Source organism: Candidatus Phaeomarinobacter ectocarpi (genome assembly GCF_000689395.1).
Taxonomy (GTDB): Bacteria; Pseudomonadota; Alphaproteobacteria; order CGMCC-115125; family CGMCC-115125; genus Pyruvatibacter; species Pyruvatibacter ectocarpi.
The window spans coordinates 3,045,093-3,063,164 of record NZ_HG966617.1; the positions used below are offsets into that span (position 1 = coordinate 3,045,093).

Genomic DNA, 18,072 nt, shown 5'->3' on the forward strand with positions numbered 1-18,072 from the left:
GGCGTGCTAAATTAAATGTTTGAAAGCCCGTAACGGTTGCGGCCGGGCTAGAGCGCGCCCTTTTCAAGACCAAGCGCCATCGCAATCCGGTCCAGCGCGTGCTCTTCCTGCGGTGAAATTGCCTGATCCGCAATCACCGCCACCCGCGCTGCGTGCTTCACCGCCCGCCTTTCCACCTCGTGCTCCTTGATGGATGCAATGGACACCAACACATCGAGCGCAGTCGCTTCATAATCATCGGGAAAAGCCTGCATCAGCTCTGCCATCTCTGCCGCCAGGACCGCCTGATCAAAACGCTTGAACGCTTCATCCGCCGCCAGCTCACTGATCAGCCGCCCTTCTTCCACAGGCGCAAACTGACCATCGGAATAGGCGACCAGAAGATAAGCACCGCAGATGGCGTGAATGGCGATCTCAGCCTGTGAGCGGATCGCGGGCTTCTTGAAAGACGTCATAGGCGATGGCCTCAGTTGGATGCGGGGCGAGCGGGACGGGCGAGGATGTTGTAGGTATCCCATGGATAGACAGAACCACCAGTCAGGCGCGTTATGCCGCACGACTCCGCGTTTTTCAGGTACATCCACCGCCGCGATTTATCACTGGGTGTGTTCTGGCGGACCACATGGCGCATGATCGAATTGATCTTCTCGACAGACATGACGTTGAAATCATCGGGAAAATCGCCGGGTGTATCTGCCGCCATGAAGGTGACAGTCAGGCTCGTGTGGATCCCCGCTGTCGTACAGGGTGCGCGCGCGACTAGATCATTTGTCCCAAGGTAGGCAAAGCCATTCGCACTTGCCATGCCCGCTGCCTCTAGAACGGCCAACTGGGCCAGGCGGGATGGCTGTGTAAATCCCGTCGTCGCCGCACTCATTTCAATTCGCTGATCGGTCAACACATTCACCGTCAACGTCTCATCGAACATGATCGGTGAGGACAAACTGATCTCCTGGCCTTCCAATATATTGTAGTAGTGCCAAGGACGGAGCGTCTGCCGTTCAAACCCACCTGTACACAAACGGTGGTTCGCCCGCCCCACTTCCTTAGGCGGCAGACCGGTTACCTCTCCTTCGGTAACGGCGGGATAGAGATTAGCGAGCACCTTCTCCACCGAAATGACGACTGCATTATTGTCAAAACTATCCGGCGGACCAGCAATCCCGAGACCTTCTACATTGGCACTCCCACTCGGTCTGTTCGCATGCGAAGGCAAGCAGGTGATCTCGCTCTCAACGCTCTTGATGATGAAATGTGTGTGGCCGCGTTCGTTGGAAAGTTCTGCAACGCGCGTAACAAGGATCGACAGCATGTGGACATGCGAACTGATCGACACGCCACCGGTCCAGACCCTGAATGTATTCTCGTCGACAATGTCCTCCCGGTAGCCCGTTTCTGCACCAACCGTGATCATGCCGCGCTTCTTGTATTCATGAGCAGCATGGGCAGCCGTGGCGTGCGCGACCAGCCAGACCGCCGCCATCACCCCTGCACCAAGGCGCGACATGAGATCACCCATCAATCTGTCCCCACATTCTCAAAAAAACACCGCAACCAGTCACACGTTCACGGCAACGAGCTTTGTCGGCAGATGGAACCATGTCAATGCGGGCACCCGAAGCTTGATCCCGATCATGTACACAGACCTGGAAAACCCGTACCGTCATTTCCACACAGATATGAAACCAACACAGGAGAAATTTGTGACTGCCATTGTGCTCCAGCCCGCTGGTGGACCCACAGGATAAGACAGCACCCAACGCGTGCTTCTGGGTCAGGCATTTATGCTGACCGCCCTGTCACCAGCCCTTTTTGGAACGTCACCTCCGGACATTTCCGGCGGTGGACCTGTGTTCGCCCTGCGCCCGGCCATCCGGAGTTGCAGAAGCTGGTAGACCAACAATGACAACGCGAATTTCCACCCAAATCTCCACCTTGGCCGATCTCGGCTGGACCAATTTCTTTCTCTCTCAACTCGATGCCGATGAGCTGGCAGCCCCTGCCCGCGTCATGTCCGTGCATCGCACCAAGATGGACGTCATGGGATGCGGCCCGGATCAGGTGCCGTTTGAAAAAACCATCATGCCCTTCAGCGAACCTGACGACCCCGACGACGGGTCGCCGGGGCGCGCCGCAACCGTCGGCGACTGGGTGCTGCTTGATCCCGTTACCGGGCAGGCGCACCGGCTGCTGGACAGAACAAGCGTGTTCAAGCGCAAGGTGGCCGGTCATGAGCGTAAGGAGCAGCTCATCGCGGCCAATGTGGACACGCTCTTTGTCGTCACATCCTGCAATCAGGATTTTAACGTGGCGCGGCTGGAGCGATATCTGGCGCTTGCTCAGGATGCCGGCGTAACACCGGTCATCATCCTGACCAAAGCCGATCTGACAGACGATCCGCGCGACTATGAGCAGCAGGCCATGGGGCTGATGCCCGGCATCGTCGTGGAAATGCTTGATGCCCGCGATCCGGACCAGATCGCCAGTCTGCTGCCCTGGTGCACAACAGGTCAGACGGTGGCCTTTGTCGGGTCGTCCGGCGTTGGCAAGTCAACCCTGATCAACACCCTGACCGGCCAGGACTCCATTGAGACCGCAGGCATTCGCGAGGACGACGCCAAGGGACGCCACACAACCACCAGCAGGCAGTTTCACCGGCTGGCCTCCGGCGCGTGGTTACTGGACACCCCGGGCATGCGCGAGTTGCAGCTCACCGATGTGCAGGACGGCATTGATGCTGTGTTTGCAGATGTGGTGGCACTGGCCGAAGACTGCCGCTTCAAGGACTGTCAGCACGAGACCGAGCCCGGCTGTGCCGTCACGGCCGCCATTGACGCAGGCACCCTCGACCCCAAACGCCTGCACCGCTGGCGTAAGCTCGCCCTCGAAGACCAGCACAACACCCAGACCATCGCCGAGCGCCGCTCCCACGAAAAATCCTTCAAGAAAATGGTCAAGCGCACCGTCGCCCAGAAAAAACGGTTTCGCGACGACTGATTCACCCTCAAAAAAGGCGGCGCTCATCACGAGCGCCGCCTACCGGCAGATCAATAAACAGATACCTCTTACCGCTCTTCCTCCGGCTTGGTGACCCTTTAGCCCTCCGGCTTGACCGGAGGGGGAGGACCCATCTGACCCTCCGCATGGCCCCTCCGGTCAAGCCGGAGGGAAAGCGGGAGAGGGAGCAGGCGCTAGACCCAGCTACGCGCGGCTTTGTCCTTGCCTTCGAAGCTGTCGATGGCTTCGGCCTGCTGCATGGTGAGGCCGATGGCGTCCAGGCCGTTCAGCATGCAGTGCTTGCGGAAGGCATCGATCTCGAACGTGATCGTGCCGCCGTCCGGACCTTTGATTTCCTGAGCTTCGAGGTCGATGGACACAACCGCGTTGGAACCGCGCTCCGCGTCGTCCATCAGCTTGTCCACATCCGCCTTGGGCAGAACAATCGGCAGGATGCCGTTCTGGAAACAGTTGTTGTAGAAAATGTCTGCAAACGATGTGGAGATGATGCAGCGAATACCGAAATCCATCAGCGCCCACGGCGCGTGTTCGCGCGACGAGCCACAACCAAAGTTGTCGCCCGCCACCAGAATCTTGGCGTCGCGATAGGCCGGCTGGTTGAGCACGAAGTCTTCAACTTCCGAGCCATCATCCTTGTAGCGCATCTCGTCAAACAGATTGACCCCCAGCCCCGTCCGCTTGATCGTCTTGAGGAACTGCTTGGGAATGATCATGTCCGTATCAACATTGGTGATCGGCATCGGCGCCGCAACGCCTGAAAGTTTGTCGAATTTATCCATCGTATGTTGCTTCCTTGGCTGCAGTTCTAGTCGCCGGCAGGCACGCTGGCCTGCACGAGCTCTACGCGGCGGTTCTGCCCGCGTCCCGCATCGCTGGCGTTGGTAAAGACAGGCACCAGCGGGCCGACGCCGTGCGGCGACAAGCGCGCAGGATCAATCCCGTGGCCGGAGACGAGCGCATCCGCCACGGCAGCGGCCCGATCACGCGACAGGGCGCTGTTGTAGTCAAACCCGCCGGTCAGGTCTGTGTGCCCCACGACGAAGAATTTCGTATCGCCCGCCGATGTCAAAAATTTCGCGATCTCCACCAGCGACGGCTCCGAAGCCGAAGTCAGCGTGGCCTTGTTGTGGTCAAAGTAAAGTCCATCCAAAACAACGCGGCCAAACTCGGTCATGTCCTTGCCGATGGCCTCTGCGTTGGCGGTCACAAGCCCGGTCTCGGCGGCTTCTTCCTCGATCACGTCAACAAGCGTCGACACCTGCTCGGCGCTGTACTGATAGACGCTCACCACCAGATAGAGCGGGCCTTCCGCACGGTCCTTTTTGGCCACAACCACACCGCGTCCGCCGGAACTCGACGTGCCCTTCACGATCTCGCCCACCGGCTCGCCAGTGCCGCCGTCCCACGGGTTCTCGCGGTAAAGCGTACCCGTCCAGCTGCGGCCACCCGGTTCTGTCGACTTTGCATCCAGACCCACCGCCAGAATTTCAAAGCCCGCCGCCTCAATGGCATCGCGGTAGTTCTTCCAGATTTCCTGATAGGTCCGTTCACCTGTGGTGCGGTAATAGATGCGTGTGACGCGACCCTCGGTCTCAACCCAGTCTTCAATGGCGCGGTAGCCCGTCTCCGGCCCCACCGGGACCCGGTATGGCATGTAGTTCTCAATGTCGTACCAGGCGATGACAGACCCCGGATAGCGCGACAGCGCCGGGTGATCTTCCGATCCATCAACGTCTTCCGCAGCCGCAACGACAGCCATCAACGGCAGCGCGACAAGGGCGAACAGACCCACAAAGGCACTGCGCAAAAAAGTATCAGGTCTATTCATCGGTTCCGCCTCCTGTTCAAGCCATTTCATCCGTACACTGCGTGTCAGTGAACTGATGCATTTTGCGGCCAATTGGACTTGGTGGCCGTGAGGAACTGCCAGGGAATGATCATGTCCGTATCAACATTGGTGATCGGCATCGGCGCCGCAACGCCTGAGTGTCTGTCGAATTTATCCATCTTCATTCTTGCCATCAGTGTTTGCGGCTTCATAGGCTTCGACGCCGCTCGCAAGAGCCCAAACCAACTGGGCACCATAACCGCTCTCGAAAACTCTCATCATAGGCGCCGGTGCTTCAAGCTCACCAAGAGTACTCCAAGCTTGTCGAACAACAGATGAGAATGCGCGGATTCGACTTTGCAGAGAAATGGAGTCCATGCCGGCAACCCAAACGCGTTCCCGATCCCACCAGTTGGGATTTCGATGCAACTCCTCCAGAAGTTGAGCCATTACATGCTCGCGGTCTCCCTGCTCAAATCTCTCCCAAATTCGGGACAACTGGAAGTCAATAAGTCGCTTTCCATCGCTCCAAGGATACGCTTGTGTCCGATCTTGCCAAAATATGTAGAAGTACAAATCACTGGCGTGAGTTGATGCAGTGTTTAGGTAGTTGTTGTGCACATGCCAGCGAATTTCTTCTTTCGTATATTTTTCCGAAGCGGACAAAGATGCTGCCTGTTCTCCTGCATGCTTAACAGACTCGTGTAACTCTTTAGCTTGCAATCGCAGTTCTTCGCCTTGCTGAAAGAACCCAAGCACCAGCCACAACAAAGCCAATGGTGCAAAAAGGCCAGCCAAGAAATCACCAAGCTCATTTAGCTCTAAACCCGAAGCATCATCCCATCGCACTACAACTAGCAGGACAAAAACGGCCGCATAGCCAGCAGACAAGCCAAACCCAATGGTCTTCCACCTTGTTCGCAGTTTGGTGTCAGTAGCCATTCTTGCCTACTTCACATCCCGCACATCAACGAAGTGACCGGCAATCGCAGCGGCTGCCGCCATCGCCGGCGACACCAGGTGTGTACGACCGCCGCGGCCCTGACGGCCTTCGAAATTGCGGTTGGAGGTGGAGGCGGAGCGTTCGCCCGGCGCCAGCTTGTCGGCGTTCATGGCGAGGCACATGGAGCAGCCCGGCTCGCGCCAGTCAAAGCCTGCGTCGATCAGCACCTTGTCGATGCCTTCGGCTTCCGCCTGTTCTTTCACCAGACCAGACCCCGGCACAACCAGCGTGCGGATGCCGTCCTTGACCTTCTTGCCCTTGGCCACTTCTGCGACGGCGCGCAGGTCTTCGATGCGACCATTGGTGCATGAGCCGATGAACACCGTGTCGATGGCGACATCGGTCATCTTGGTGTTGGGCTTGAGCCCCATATACTCAAGCGCGCGCTCGACGGAGCGCGCCTTGTCCGCGTCTTCAATCTTGGCGGGGTCCGGTGTCGACCCGGTGATCGCCACCACGTCCTGCGGGCTCGTGCCCCAGGTCACGATCGGCGACAGATTGTTGACGTCCAGCGTCAGTTCACGATCGAACGTGGCGCCGTCATCAGATGGCAGCGACCGCCAGTAGGCTTCCGCCGCATCCCACGCTTCGCCCTGGGGCGCACGCGGGCGACCCTTGAAGTATTCGATGGTCTTTTCGTCTGGCGCGATGAGGCCAGCGCGCGCGCCACCTTCAATCGTCATGTTGCAGACGGTCATGCGGCCTTCCATGGAAAGCGCGCGGATCGCAGGACCGGCAAACTCAATCACATAGCCCGTGCCGCCCGCCGTGCCGATCTCACCGATGATCGCCAGGATGATGTCCTTGGCAGTCAGGTGTTCCGGCAGTGTGCCTTCCACATTGACGCGGAAATTCTTGGCTTTCTTCTGGATCAGCGTCTGCGTGGCGAGCACATGCTCAACTTCCGACGTACCGATGCCGTGCGCCAGCGCCCCGAATGCGCCGTGGGTGGATGTGTGGCTGTCGCCGCACACAATGGTTGTGCCCGGCAGCGTAAAGCCCTGCTCGGGCCCGACGATGTGAACGATGCCCTGGCGGATATCGTCCGTCGCCAGATACTCGATGCCGAATTCCTTGCAGTTGGCCTCAAGGGTCTCGACCTGAATGCGGCTTTCTTCATCCGCAATGCCCTTGGAGCGATCGGACGTGGGGATGTTGTGGTCGGCTACCGCCAGCGTCTTTTCAGGACGGCGCACTTTGCGGTCCGTCATGCGCAGACCTTCAAAGGCCTGCGGGCTGGTCACTTCGTGAACAAGATGGCGGTCAATATAAAGCAGGCCCGTGCCGTCTTCGCGGGTTTCAACAATGTGATCATCCCAGATCTTGTCGTACATCGTGCGCGGGCCGGACATCAGCTTGCTTCCTTCTTGTTCAAACAACGAAATATGCCTGCGTCGCTCAGGCAACCGCATGGAACAGGGCACACCTGTCCATGCGGATCGGTCATATAGGCATCAAAGGCGGCAACAGGAACCCTGCTGCCAGTAGGGAAGAAGCACTTACGCTTTCTTCTTTTTACCCTTGGGGCCGTTCTTGTGGTCGACGCGTTCTGCGATACGTGCAGATTTACCGCGACGGCCGCGCAGGTAGTAAAGCTTGGCGCGACGCACCTTACCCGTACGGACCAGCTCGATTGAGTCGATCAGCGGGGAGAAGATCGGGAACACACGCTCCACACCTTCATTGTACGAAATCTTCCGTACCGTGAAGTTCTGGTTCAGGCCATCGCCTGAGCGCGCGATGCACACGCCTTCATAGGCCTGGACACGCTCGCGTGAGCCTTCCACAACCTTTACGTTGACGCGCACCGTGTCGCCGGGGCGAAAGTCAGGAACTTTCTTGGTTTCGCCCAGTTTCGCGGCCTGCTCGGCGTTGATTTCTTCGATGATATTCATGGGATGAACCCTCGTTTCTATTCGTCAGTCAATTATCAGGTCGGGCGCGCTTACCGTAACGGCGCACCCGCATCTTTCGTCTCATAGGCCGCCCACAGATCAGGCCGCCGTTCCTTCGTAATGCGCTCGGCTTCATGCAGCCGCCACTCACGCACTTTTTCATGGTGGCCGGAGGTTAAAACCGCCGGTATCTCCATGCCGTCAAACTCCTGCGGCCGCGTGTAGTGCGGGTACTCCAGAAGTCCGTTCTCAAAACTCTCATCGTCGCCGGAGGCCTGCGCCCCCATGACGCCAGGCAACAACCGAACGCAAGCATCGATCATGGTCAGCGCGGCTGCTTCACCGCCCGACAGAACAAAATCCCCAAGGCTCACTTCCAGCCCCGGCCGTGTGGCGAACACGCGCTCGTCCACACCTTCAAACCGTCCGCACACAAACCGTGCGCCGGGTCCCGCCGCAATCTCGCGGACAAGACCCTGGGTCAGCGGCACGCCGCGCGGCGTCAGATACACCAGCGGGCCTGGTGCATCAGAAGACGCATCAATCGCCGCGCACATCACATCCGCCCGCATCACCATGCCCGGGCCACCGCCCGCCGGCGTGTCGTCCACCGTGCGGTGCTTGTCGTCGGCATGGTCACGGATGTTGCGTGCATCCAGCGCCCACTTGCCCTCTTCCAGCGCCCGGCCCGCAAGGCTCAGCCCCAGCGGCCCCGGAAACATGTCCGGGTACAGCGTCAGAACGGTGGCGGTCCAGACCGAAGAAGAAGCAGCGTCAGTCACGAGACTCTCCTTCTCCCAACTCTTCTTCAAGAGGTTCCGCCTCATCGAGGAGACCAACCGGCGGCACACACACGATCCGGCGCGCGGCAATATCAACCTCGGGACATACCGCGCGCGTGAACGGCACCAGCACGGTTTTACCCGCGCCTTCCGCATCACTGCGCAGCACATCAAGCAAGTCGCCCGCGCCAAAATCGTGAACGGCAGTCACCCGTCCAATCTCCTCGTTCTGCTCACTCACCAAAACGCAGTCCACAAGGTCTGCATGGAAGTAAGCCTCGTCACCGTCATCGTCCGCACCAAGCCCATCACTGGGATGGCCGAGCGCCTCCCGAGACACATAAAGGCGCGTGCCTTTAAGAGCCTCTGCCTGATCGCGGTCCGTGACCCCATCAAGCTTTGCGGCCATGCCGCCTTTCACCGGTTTGGTGACTTTCAGGGTGAACACCCGTCCGTCTTCCGTATGCACCGGTCCGTAATCACCGATGGCTGCAGGGTCTTCCGTAAACGTCTTGAGCCGCACATCGCCGCGCACCCCATGGGCACCGGACACCGCACCAAGAAGTACGTCCGTGGGCAAGACACCGTCAGAGCCACCAGCCATCAAGCAACCGCCCTAGGACGCAGCTTCTTCGGTTGCTGCTTCTTCAGCCGGAGCTTCTTCTGCAGGGGCTTCCTCAGCGGGAGCCTCTTCAGCAGCCTTGGCAGCTTCAGCAGCATCTTCTTCAGCAATGCGCTTGGCTTCGATGCGCTCCTGCGCCTTCTTGCCGGGCAGTGCCTTCTGCGGGTTGTTGCGTGGCTCACGCTTGCCAATGCCTTCGATCTCCAGCAGACGCGATACGCGGTCTGTCGGCAGGGCACCCTGGCCGAGCCAGTACTTGGCACGATCCACATCGAGCTTCAGACGCGCGTCGTCGTCCTTGGCCAGCAGCGGGTTCAGTGTGCCGATCTTTTCAACAAAACGGCCATCGCGCGGGCTGCGGACATCCGCAACAACGATGCGATAAAATGGACGCTTCTTGGCGCCACCACGGGCAAGCCGGATCTTCAATCCCATAACAATAGTCTCCTTAGGTTGTCTCTTTGACCGGCGCGTCGCACGCATCCGGAAATCTCAATTAATCCGTAGTCGTCATATTTCCGGGCTGCTCTTATTGGTTGTTCTTTGCCCGGCACTCAAAAACTCTATTTCTTCTTTGGTCCACCAAGGCCGGGGAGCGTTGGAGCGCCCAGTCCCGGCAATCCTGTTCCACCGCCAAGCCCCGGAGGCATTCCACCGCCCAGTCCGGGCATGCCGCCGCCCATGGGACCACCAAGGCCGCCGCCCATTCCTCCGGGGGGTGTCACACCGGGAGGCAGGCCGCCGCCGCCACCCATAGCGCCCATCATGGCGGCAAGGCCTTTCTTGCCGCCCTTCTTGCCCATCATCTTGAAGACGTCGGCCATCTGCCGGTGCATCTTCAACACGCGGTTCACTTCCTGAACCTGGGTGCCCGAGCCTTTGGCCACACGCTTCTTGCGGCTGGCATTCAATACTTTGGGGTTGCGGCGCTCGGCTTTCGTCATTGACGAAATGATCGCCCCCTGCCGCTTGAGGACGTTGTCGTCCATGCCCGCGGCATCCATCTGCTTCTTGGCCTTGCCCATGCCCGGCATCATCGCCATCACGCCGGACATGCCGCCCAGCTTGGCCATCTGCTTGAGCTGTTCAGCCAGATCATCCAGGTCGAACTGACCCTTCTTCATCTTGGCAGCCATCTTCTCGGCTTTTTCAGCGTCGAGGGTTTCAGCCGCCTTCTCCACGAGCGACACCACGTCGCCCATGCCCAGAATGCGTCCGGCGATCCGCTCGGCGCGGAACACTTCCATCTCGTCCAGCTTTTCGCCGGTGCCCAGCAGCTTGATCGGCTTGCCGGTCACAGCGCGCATGGAGAGCGCCGCCCCGCCGCGCCCGTCACCATCGGCACGGGTCAGCACAATGCCGGTGAGGCCGACGCGCTTGTTGAACAGGTCAGCGGTGGTAACTGCGTCCTGACCCGTCAGACTGTCCGCCACCAGCAGAATTTCATGCGGGTTGGCAGCTGACTTGATCTCGGCCATCTCGGCCATCAGCGCTTCATCAACGGACAGACGGCCCGCCGTATCCAGCATCACCACGTCGTAACCGCCCAGGCGACCCGCATCCATGGCGCGCTTGGAGATCGCCACGGGGTCCTGGCCCGCCACGATCGGCAGCGTATCGATACCCGCCTGCTCGCCCAGCACCTTGAGCTGTTCCTGAGCTGCGGGACGGCGCACATCAAGCGACGCCATCAACACCTTGCGCTTGGCCTTGTCGCGCAGCCGAATGGCCACCTTGGCGGTTGATGTGGTCTTACCGGACCCCTGAAGCCCCACCATCATCACCGGCACCGGCGCAACGGCCCCAAGATCGATGCCCGCCATATCATCCGGCGAGCCTTCTTCGGCTCCGGACGCAGGCGCATCACCGGCCAACATCGAAATCATCTCGTCATGGACGATCTTGATGACCTGCTGGCCCGGCGTCACCGAGCGCAGAACGTCCTGGCCGACGGCCCGCTCCGTGACCTTCTTGATGAAGTCACGCGCCACCGGCAGCGCCACGTCCGCCTCGAGCAGCGCCCGGCGCACCTCACGCATCGCCTCGGAGACATCTTTCTCCGACAGCGCCCCGCGCTTGGTCAGCCCCTCAAATATGGAGCCCAGACGATCCTGAAGGTTGTCAAACATTTATGCGCAAAATCCGCAGTTTTAAGCCGTTTTTGCCGAAAACACCGCCCAACATCCATCAGCCAAACGAAAAACGCACCCGTGGGCGCAACGCGCTGACGGGTGGCGACGTGCGGGCGCGAAAGCCCGCTGGCCGAAGGAGACAGGAGATGTCTCGGAAATGAGCCGGTGTTTTAGGGGGAAAGAGGGTGGATGGTCAAGCGAGCGCTTGAGAGGACAATTCCTTAACCGGCAAGATCAATGTCCACAAAAACCCGCTCACCATCCTCCGCAGGCTCACCAAAGTACCGGTACGCCCACTCCAATGCCGCAGATCTTTCACCGTCGCTGAGCCGGGCCGCCACCGCATCACGGTCTGCCTCAACGGCTTCGCCCTCCTCCACCGCGACCATCAACATCGCATAGGCATATTGGTCATCCGTGAGCGGAGTATCCTGGGCTATGAAATCCCACCGCCGCTCGGCCAGGTATCTGGGCTCGGTGCCGTCCAGTATTTTACGCGCATAGAGCGCAAGCGATGGGCCATAGGCAGTGTCCAGGCTGACACCGAAGGTAACAAACAGGTCCTCATATTGCTTTGCGACCGCTGCCTCATCCTGCATATCCACAAACCACGGCCAGACGCCATGCACCAGTGGGCGCGCCGCGTAGACATAGTCTCCCCTTGGCAGCCACCGCGCGTGATGCAGCATAACGTCTAGCGCGCGGCCTTTGCCGCCAGTCGCGCCGATCCCGACACTGTCAACCAGTGACAGCACTGCACTTGCGCAGTTTTCCGCAACCTGCTGCCAAGGGCCGTTTGAAAGTGTTGTCTCCGGATCATCCACCGCCCATGCCTCGACAAAGCGCCAGTCGGGTCGACCCGAGCCGCGCACCGGATCGCATTTGAGAACCGCCCACGCAGCCCTGAAACGGTCACTCACCGACAAATCCACAAAGTCAGGCTCGTAGCGGGCACGATCGCCTTCATATCCGGTTTCGACCCAGAACCCGTTCAGCGCAGCCCACACAGTTCCCAACCGGCTGACGGCAAGGTCGGCACGTGGGGGTTGGGGGGCGGATGCCTGCGTCCGCAAATCCTCCATTGCTGCAGCAACCAGATCATCGGGCGTATCAGGTGCCCCAAACAATGCTTCCCATGACGGCGCACAAGGCGGCGGTTCGTTGGCAGCGATCAGGGCCCCATAGGTGTCGTGCCAAAACTCAAACCCGCCGGGCACCCCTGCGCCACTGACGACCACAGCAATTGTATAGGCCCGACTGCAATTATCCGCCGCGCGCGCTGCGTAATAGGCCGCGCGCCAGTCCGGCGGCGGTGGCAGGCGCAGTTGCACATAAAGCAACCCGGACATCAGCAAAAAAATCAGAGCCGTTCCGGTCAGGACAGGCCGCCTGCGGGTCCATGCCATCAGAGTATTCACGAGCTTATCCCCGGTCCGTCAGGTCATGAGAAACTACAAACTCAACCTAACACACGGAATTTGACATGCCACATATCTCAAACACGGGCCCAGGGATTGAAACCAAGGCTGCTTCTCCTTGCGACAACATCCTGAGCGAGCTCAATTTTATCTCCCGGGAACTCAATACCCTCAGCATTCAACGCGCGCGCATCGTGACAGCCCTGGAAGGGGCGAATATCCGACGGCGAGCAGCTGAAATCGAACGTGATCGTCAGCGGACGTCTCCGACGATGCCCGGCAGACCGTCGAGCCGTCGGCGCAGATTGACCGATTGGTTGTCAGATGCTGGCGATGCAGCCGTTGCTCAGGATAACCAGCGACGGCTGGCACAGGCCGAAGCGCGGGTGCAGCAGGCACAGCGCCAGATACCGGCTCTCAGGGTTCAACTCAGCCAGATCGATCGCAAGATCAGTCAAAAGACGCAAAACGACGATCGCTTGCGCGAAAACTGGACAAGGCTGGGGTGCAGCCGCACAAGTGGAAAAAGGCTTCCGTGGCGATTGCATCCGCCAAAGACCCCATCAGCTGGCGACTTTATCGTCTAGCCCCTCACCGCACCTCTTCGACGAAGTAAAACTCCTTGTCGAAGAAGCTGTAGAGCACATTCGCAGGCACGAGATAGGTCTCTTCCACATAGTCGCGCTGGCTTTCGTGGATGTCCCAGCCGCGCAGTTTGGCGTCGGCGTTGCTTGGCATGGAATGGGTCGGGTCTGGCTGGTTCTCCGCTACAAAGTCGCCGCGCTCACCGCCCAGCCGCTGCATGACGCCGCGCGGCATCAGCGTGTAGGCGATATTGCTGGGGCCCTGATAGACGTGAATGCCCTCGAACTGCCGCACCGCATGTTGGGCTGCCAGACCGATACGCATGTGATCACGATGGCCTGTCGCGCCGGACTCAGGCCAGAACGTGACGACGAGATCCGGCTCGAAGCGATGAAACGCCTTGGTGATTTCAGCCGCCAGCGACAGGAACGGCACATCGCGTTCCAGTGCCCCGTCCGGCATCGGCCACACTTCGTGGGCATCGATGCCCAGCGCATAGCTGTTCTTGAGCGCTTCCGCCATGCGGATGATGCCCAGATGCTGCTGGTGCACGATCTTCGGCATCTGCGTGCCTGCTTCGCCGCGCGTGGCGGTAATCATGCCCAGGTCCGCCCCTTCGGCCTTGGCCGCCACCAGCAGACCCGCCACCAGCTGCTCATCATCGGGATGCGCGAAAATCGCCATGACGCGCTTGGCACCCAGCTCCTGGGTCAGCGACGTCACGTGCTTGACCCCCGGCTCTTCAAACAGGGAATCCAGCCAGATCGCGCCCACCATGCTCACCAGGAGCGCAATTCCGCCGACAATTGCACCGATGCGCCCCAGAAGCTTGAGCATGCGACCTCTCCCGATTTCACGGGTCTGCTATTCAGACCCTGCCGTGTTTCTGGCATTTCGACGCCAAAAGCGCCATATAGGCGCCCATGAACGTGCAGTTTCACAAGATGAACGGCCTCGGCAACGAGATCGTGGTGATCGACGCCCGCGACGGGGGCTTTGCCCTCGACGCCGATGCTGCACGCCTGATCGGCAATCCCGCGACCGGCCCCGGCTGCGACCAGATCATGGTGATTGAGCCAGGAAGAAAGGGCGCCGACGTCTGGACGTCCATCTGGAACAATTCCGGCGAGGAAGTGGAAGCCTGCGGCAACGGCGCCCGCTGTGTCGCCGCCTACCTTTTTAAGGCCGATCTCTTCCAGGAAAGCGGCGCGACGCAGCTCACCATGGGCACCCTGGGCGGCACAATCGTCGCGACGGACGCCGGCGACGGCAACATCACCATCGACATGGGGCGCCCACGCTTTGACTGGCAGGACATTCCGCTGTCTGAAGAAATCCGCGACACCCGTGCCATCGAACTGCAGATCGGCCCCATCGATGACCCGATCCTGCACTCGCCATCGGTCGCCAATGTGGGCAACCCGCACGCGATCTTCTGGGTGACGGACGCAGACGCCTACGATCTGGAAAAGATCGGGCCGATGCTCGAGAACCATCCGATCTTCCCCGAGCGGGCCAACATTTCGCTGGCTCAGGTGATCGACGACAAGACCATCCGCACCCGCGTGTGGGAACGCGGCGCCGGGGCAACGCGCGCCTGTGGCACAGCCGCCTGCGCCATTGGCGTCAGCGCCGCGCGCACCGGCCGCACCGGTCGCGATGTCTCCGTGCACCTGCCCGGCGGCCCCCTGCGCATCCAGTGGCGCGAGGCGGACGACCATATTTTGATGACCGGTCCCGCGGAGTTTGAATTCTCCGGCGACATTGATCTGTCGGGAACTGCCGCATGAGCGCCCCCGAAATAGTAACCTTCGGCTGCCGCCTCAACGCCTATGAGAGCGAGGTCATGCGTGACCACGCCCGCGCCGGCGGCATCGACAACGCCATCATCTTCAATACCTGCGCTGTCACCGGCGAAGCCGTGCGCCAGGCCCGTCAGGCCATCCGCAAGGCCCACCGCGATCATCCGGATGCGGAGATTATCGTCACCGGATGCGCTGCCCAGATCGAGCCCGAGACGTTTGCCAACATGCCGGAGGTGTCCCGCATCGTCGGCAACGCGGAAAAGACAAAGGCCGAAACCTTCCTCAAGGGCTCCAACGCCCCGCGTATCGCCGTGGCTGACATCATGGAGGTGCGCGAAACCGCGAGCCATCTCATTGCGGGTTTCGAAGCCCGCGCCCGCGCCTTCGTGGAAGTGCAAAACGGCTGCGACCATCGCTGCACGTTCTGCGTCATCCCCTATGGCCGCGGCAACTCCCGCTCTGTGGCGGCAGGCGAAGTCGTGACGCAGATCCGTCAGCTTGTTGAAAACGGCACCCAGGAGATCGTCCTCACCGGCGTTGACCTCACATCCTGGGGCAGTGACCTGCCCGGCACGCCGCCGCTGGGCAATCTCGTGCAGCGCATCCTCAAGCTGGTGCCCGAGCTGCCGCGCCTGCGCCTCTCATCAATCGACAGCATCGAAGCAGACCCGGACCTCATGCGCGCCATCGCCGACGAGGAACGTCTGATGCCGCATCTCCACCTGTCCCTGCAGCACGGCCACGACATGATCCTCAAGCGCATGAAGCGCCGCCACTCGCGCGCCGACGCCATTGCCTTTTGTGACGAAGCCCGCCGCCTGCGCCCCGAAATTGCCTTTGGTGCTGACATCATGGCCGGCTTCCCGACCGAGACCGACGGGATGCACGCCGCCAATCTGTCGCTCATCGATGCCTGCGGTCTCACCCATGTGCACGTCTTCCCCTATTCGCCCCGCCCCATGACGCCTGCCGCCAAGATGCCGCCAGTGGATGGCGCCACCATCAAGGCCCGCGCCGCAGACCTGCGTGCCCGCGGCACAGCAGCACTGGCTGCAAGCCTCGATACCCATGTGGGTCACACCGTCCGCCTTCTCGCTGAACGCGAGACCGAAGGGCATACGGATGATTTTGCTTCCATCCGGCTCACCCATGCGGTGACGCCGGGCAGCATCATCGAAGCGCAGGTGACAGGCCGCGACGGCACAACCCTTATCGCAACACCAAAAGTATCCGCCGCCGCATGACCAGCACCCCCCGCATCCCCCGGATTATCGATCTGGGCGCCAACGCGCCTGCACAGCCAGACGAGCCTGAGAAGAAAGGCCTCTTCAAACGCCTGCGCGAGGGTCTGAGCCGCTCCACATCCAGCATGACCACCGGCATCGCGTCGGTGTTCACCAAGCGCAAACTCGACGGCACCACCATCGAAGAGCTGGAAGACCTGCTGATCCAGGCAGACCTCGGCGTGGACACAGCGACCGCCATCACTGACGCTGTGAGTGATGGGCGCTACGACAAGGAAGTGGACGAAGCCGAAGTCCGCGCCATCGTCGCCAGCGAAGTTGCCAAGGTGCTGGAGCCGGTAGAGGCGCCTTTGCTGCTGGACGGCACCCACAAGCCGCACATCATTTTGGTCGTTGGCGTCAATGGCGCAGGCAAAACCACCACCATCGGCAAGCTCGCCAAGAAGATGTCAGCTGCCGGTAAATCCGTTGTGCTCGGAGCCGGCGACACTTTTCGTGCTGCTGCCATCGACCAGCTGAAGATCTGGGGCGAGCGCATCGGGGCACCCGTCGTCGCCCACAATGTCGGCGCGGATTCAGCCGGCCTCGCCTTCGACACCATCACCAAGGCCGAAGAAGTCGGCGCAGACATTGTGATGATCGACACAGCCGGACGCCTGCAGAACAAGACCGAGCTGATGTCCGAGCTTGAAAAAGTCGTGCGCGTCATCAAGAAGCGCAACGAGACAGCCCCACATTCCGTTTTGCTGGTGCTTGATGCCACCACCGGCCAGAACGCCCTCAACCAGGTTGAGGTCTTCACCAAGGCTGTTGGCGTCACCGGCCTCGTCATGACCAAGCTCGACGGCACGGCGCGTGGTGGCATTCTTGTCGCCATCGCCAAAAAGTCCGGCCTCCCCGTTCACGCAATTGGGGTTGGCGAAGGCGAAGACGATCTGCAACCCTTCATCGCCTCGAACTTTGCCCAGGCCATAGCCGGTCTAGATGACACGCAAACGCCAACCGCCGCCCTCGACGCATCGGCTGAAGCCGCAGCCACATCCGAAAGCACCTCATGAGCGACGCCGCCGTAAAAAAAGAACCTTTAAGCCCGACCGTCCGCCTGCTGATCGAGATCGGACCGCTGGCGGTGTTCTTCATCGCCAACTGGCGGTTCGACATTTTTACGGCCACCGGCGCGTTCATGGTTGCCATTACGGCATCCCTCGCGGCGTCGTGGATACTGGCCCGCCATATCGCCACCATGCCGCTCGTCACCGGCGTCTTCGTGCTCGTGTTCGGCGCCCTCACGCTCTACCTGAACGATGATCTATTCATCAAGGTGAAGCCGACACTGGTAAACGGGCTTTTCGCCGCCATCCTGTTCAGCGGCTTGTTCTTCGGCAAATCACTGCTGAAGATCGTGTTTGACGGCACCTTCCGCCTGACACCCGAAGGCTGGCGCAAGCTCACCTGGCGCTGGGCCTTTTTCTTCGTGTTTCTCGGCATCCTCAACGAAATCATCTGGCGCAACTTCTCCACCGATTTCTGGGTGAGCTTCAAGGTCTTCGGGAACATGCCCATCACCATGGTATTCGCCGTCGCACAGGTCGGCCTGCTGCAGAAATACGCCCTGCCCGAACCCAAGACAGAAGCCGAGCAGGAAGCCGAAGCCGAACGCCAGAACGAAACGCTGTAGTTTCCACCACCCCACCATTTGTCATTCCGTGGCTTGACCACGGGGTAACACCCTTTTTTGGG

General features: G+C 60.4%; 19 protein-coding genes and 1 pseudogene. 6 read left to right on the top strand and 14 right to left on the bottom strand.

The features are described 5' to 3' along the window. Positions 1–47: 47 nt before the first annotated feature. Together BN1012_RS14480 and BN1012_RS14485 are read right to left on the bottom strand one after the other, a co-directional pair. A complete protein-coding gene (locus BN1012_RS14480) occupies positions 48–455 on the bottom strand; it encodes a TerB family tellurite resistance protein (RefSeq protein WP_043950144.1) in 408 nt (135 codons plus the stop codon). Between the two features lie 11 nt (positions 456–466). Then, on the bottom strand, positions 467–1,519 hold the full coding sequence (locus tag BN1012_RS14485) for a hypothetical protein (protein ID WP_043950145.1): 1,053 nt from the start codon (positions 1,517–1,519) through the stop codon (positions 467–469). Positions 1,520–1,902: 383 nt separating this feature from the next. Here BN1012_RS14485 and rsgA point away from each other — a divergent pair, with 383 nt between their 5' ends. Continuing rightward, a complete protein-coding gene (gene rsgA / locus BN1012_RS14490) occupies positions 1,903–2,997 on the top strand; it encodes a ribosome small subunit-dependent GTPase A (RefSeq protein ID WP_043950146.1) in 1,095 nt (364 codons plus the stop codon). Between the two features lie 194 nt (positions 2,998–3,191). Here rsgA and leuD read toward each other — a convergent pair whose 3' ends face one another. From leuD to BN1012_RS14540, 11 genes and pseudogenes are all read right to left on the bottom strand, one after another. Beyond that, positions 3,192–3,797, bottom strand: coding sequence for a 3-isopropylmalate dehydratase small subunit (gene leuD, locus BN1012_RS14495; protein WP_043950147.1), 606 nt, complete (start codon positions 3,795–3,797; stop codon positions 3,192–3,194). A gap of 26 nt (positions 3,798–3,823) precedes the next feature. Next, the gene (locus BN1012_RS14500) at positions 3,824–4,846 is read right to left on the bottom strand and encodes an OmpA family protein (RefSeq protein ID WP_171815986.1); all 1,023 of its coding nucleotides are present in this window, start codon (positions 4,844–4,846) and stop codon (positions 3,824–3,826) included. A 77-nt stretch (positions 4,847–4,923) separates the two neighbouring features. Further along, positions 4,924–5,025: pseudogene (locus tag BN1012_RS17530) on the bottom strand (3-isopropylmalate dehydratase small subunit); the annotation flags it as partial. After that, a complete protein-coding gene (locus BN1012_RS17115) occupies positions 5,018–5,788 on the bottom strand; it encodes a hypothetical protein (RefSeq protein WP_052535404.1) in 771 nt (256 codons plus the stop codon). The gene BN1012_RS17115 and the pseudogene BN1012_RS17530, both read right to left, overlap by 8 nt. Positions 5,789–5,794: 6 nt before the next feature. Continuing rightward, positions 5,795–7,201 (bottom strand): 3-isopropylmalate dehydratase large subunit, encoded by a 1,407-nt coding sequence (gene leuC, locus BN1012_RS14510; RefSeq protein ID WP_043951159.1) that lies wholly within the window; start codon positions 7,199–7,201, stop codon positions 5,795–5,797. Between the two features lie 147 nt (positions 7,202–7,348). Beyond that, entirely contained in the window at positions 7,349–7,744 is a 396-nt protein-coding gene (gene rplS / locus BN1012_RS14515; RefSeq protein ID WP_043950149.1) for a 50S ribosomal protein L19, read from the bottom strand. 50 nt (positions 7,745–7,794) lie between these two features. Further along, on the bottom strand, positions 7,795–8,571 hold the full coding sequence (trmD, locus tag BN1012_RS14520) for a tRNA (guanosine(37)-N1)-methyltransferase TrmD (RefSeq protein WP_081826430.1): 777 nt from the start codon (positions 8,569–8,571) through the stop codon (positions 7,795–7,797). Beyond that, entirely contained in the window at positions 8,519–9,130 is a 612-nt protein-coding gene (gene rimM, locus BN1012_RS14525; protein WP_043950151.1) for a ribosome maturation factor RimM, read from the bottom strand. The genes trmD and rimM overlap by 53 nt, the downstream gene beginning before the upstream one ends. A gap of 12 nt (positions 9,131–9,142) precedes the next feature. Then, the gene (gene rpsP, locus BN1012_RS14530; protein WP_043950152.1) at positions 9,143–9,583 is read right to left on the bottom strand and encodes a 30S ribosomal protein S16; all 441 of its coding nucleotides are present in this window, start codon (positions 9,581–9,583) and stop codon (positions 9,143–9,145) included. A 128-nt stretch (positions 9,584–9,711) separates the two neighbouring features. Beyond that, a complete protein-coding gene (gene ffh, locus BN1012_RS14535; RefSeq protein WP_043950153.1) occupies positions 9,712–11,277 on the bottom strand; it encodes a signal recognition particle protein in 1,566 nt (521 codons plus the stop codon). A gap of 224 nt (positions 11,278–11,501) precedes the next feature. Continuing rightward, a complete protein-coding gene (locus BN1012_RS14540) occupies positions 11,502–12,698 on the bottom strand; it encodes a hypothetical protein (RefSeq protein WP_145973485.1) in 1,197 nt (398 codons plus the stop codon). Between the two features lie 65 nt (positions 12,699–12,763). Here BN1012_RS14540 and BN1012_RS14545 point away from each other — a divergent pair, with 65 nt between their 5' ends. Continuing rightward, a complete protein-coding gene (locus BN1012_RS14545; RefSeq protein ID WP_043950155.1) occupies positions 12,764–13,285 on the top strand; it encodes a hypothetical protein in 522 nt (173 codons plus the stop codon). A 4-nt stretch (positions 13,286–13,289) separates the two neighbouring features. Here the strand turns inward: BN1012_RS14545 and BN1012_RS14550 are convergent, their stop codons facing one another. Further along, positions 13,290–14,120 carry a PIG-L deacetylase family protein gene (locus BN1012_RS14550; RefSeq protein WP_043950156.1) on the bottom strand — a complete coding sequence of 277 codons (831 nt, stop codon included), beginning with the start codon at positions 14,118–14,120 and terminating at the stop codon, positions 13,290–13,292. A 107-nt stretch (positions 14,121–14,227) separates the two neighbouring features. Between BN1012_RS14550 and dapF the strand changes: the two genes are divergently transcribed. From dapF to BN1012_RS14570, 4 genes are read left to right on the top strand one after another with little or no spacing between them, the layout of a single operon-like run. Beyond that, positions 14,228–15,073 carry a diaminopimelate epimerase gene (dapF, locus tag BN1012_RS14555; protein ID WP_244442908.1) on the top strand — a complete coding sequence of 282 codons (846 nt, stop codon included), beginning with the start codon at positions 14,228–14,230 and terminating at the stop codon, positions 15,071–15,073. Then, the gene (gene mtaB, locus BN1012_RS14560; RefSeq protein WP_043950158.1) at positions 15,070–16,332 is read left to right on the top strand and encodes a tRNA (N(6)-L-threonylcarbamoyladenosine(37)-C(2))-methylthiotransferase MtaB; all 1,263 of its coding nucleotides are present in this window, start codon (positions 15,070–15,072) and stop codon (positions 16,330–16,332) included. The genes dapF and mtaB overlap by 4 nt, the downstream gene beginning before the upstream one ends. Next, positions 16,329–17,390, top strand: a complete 1,062-nt coding sequence (gene ftsY, locus BN1012_RS14565; RefSeq protein ID WP_052535407.1) for a signal recognition particle-docking protein FtsY — start codon at positions 16,329–16,331, stop codon at positions 17,388–17,390. Before mtaB ends, ftsY begins: the two co-directional genes overlap by 4 nt. Continuing rightward, on the top strand, positions 17,387–18,010 hold the full coding sequence (locus BN1012_RS14570) for a septation protein A (RefSeq protein WP_043950159.1): 624 nt from the start codon (positions 17,387–17,389) through the stop codon (positions 18,008–18,010). Before ftsY ends, BN1012_RS14570 begins: the two co-directional genes overlap by 4 nt. Positions 18,011–18,072: the final 62 nt, after the last annotated feature.

Bases quoted from the DNA above. Each gene is read 5' to 3' on its own strand.
- ffh (WP_043950153.1), bottom strand. From the start codon at position 11,277: ATGTTTGACAACCTTCAGGATCGTCTGGGCTCCATATTTGAGGGGCTG.
- rimM (WP_043950151.1), bottom strand. From the start codon at position 9,130: ATGGCTGGTGGCTCTGACGGTGTCTTGCCCACGGACGTACTTCTTGGT.
- BN1012_RS14570 (WP_043950159.1), top strand. From the start codon at position 17,387: ATGAGCGACGCCGCCGTAAAAAAAGAACCTTTAAGCCCGACCGTCCGC.
- leuD (WP_043950147.1), bottom strand. From the start codon at position 3,797: ATGGATAAATTCGACAAACTTTCAGGCGTTGCGGCGCCGATGCCGATC.
- rplS (WP_043950149.1), bottom strand. From the start codon at position 7,744: ATGAATATCATCGAAGAAATCAACGCCGAGCAGGCCGCGAAACTGGGC.
- rsgA (WP_043950146.1), top strand. From the start codon at position 1,903: ATGACAACGCGAATTTCCACCCAAATCTCCACCTTGGCCGATCTCGGC.
- BN1012_RS14500 (WP_171815986.1), bottom strand. From the start codon at position 4,846: ATGAATAGACCTGATACTTTTTTGCGCAGTGCCTTTGTGGGTCTGTTC.
- dapF (WP_244442908.1), top strand. From the start codon at position 14,228: ATGAACGGCCTCGGCAACGAGATCGTGGTGATCGACGCCCGCGACGGG.
- BN1012_RS17115 (WP_052535404.1), bottom strand. From the start codon at position 5,788: ATGGCTACTGACACCAAACTGCGAACAAGGTGGAAGACCATTGGGTTT.
- rpsP (WP_043950152.1), bottom strand. From the start codon at position 9,583: ATGGGATTGAAGATCCGGCTTGCCCGTGGTGGCGCCAAGAAGCGTCCA.
- BN1012_RS14545 (WP_043950155.1), top strand. From the start codon at position 12,764: ATGCCACATATCTCAAACACGGGCCCAGGGATTGAAACCAAGGCTGCT.
- trmD (WP_081826430.1), bottom strand. From the start codon at position 8,571: ATGAGGCGGAACCTCTTGAAGAAGAGTTGGGAGAAGGAGAGTCTCGTG.
- BN1012_RS14480 (WP_043950144.1), bottom strand. From the start codon at position 455: ATGACGTCTTTCAAGAAGCCCGCGATCCGCTCACAGGCTGAGATCGCC.
- ftsY (WP_052535407.1), top strand. From the start codon at position 16,329: ATGACCAGCACCCCCCGCATCCCCCGGATTATCGATCTGGGCGCCAAC.
- mtaB (WP_043950158.1), top strand. From the start codon at position 15,070: ATGAGCGCCCCCGAAATAGTAACCTTCGGCTGCCGCCTCAACGCCTAT.
- BN1012_RS14550 (WP_043950156.1), bottom strand. From the start codon at position 14,120: ATGCTCAAGCTTCTGGGGCGCATCGGTGCAATTGTCGGCGGAATTGCG.
- BN1012_RS14485 (WP_043950145.1), bottom strand. From the start codon at position 1,519: ATGGGTGATCTCATGTCGCGCCTTGGTGCAGGGGTGATGGCGGCGGTC.
- leuC (WP_043951159.1), bottom strand. From the start codon at position 7,201: ATGTCCGGCCCGCGCACGATGTACGACAAGATCTGGGATGATCACATT.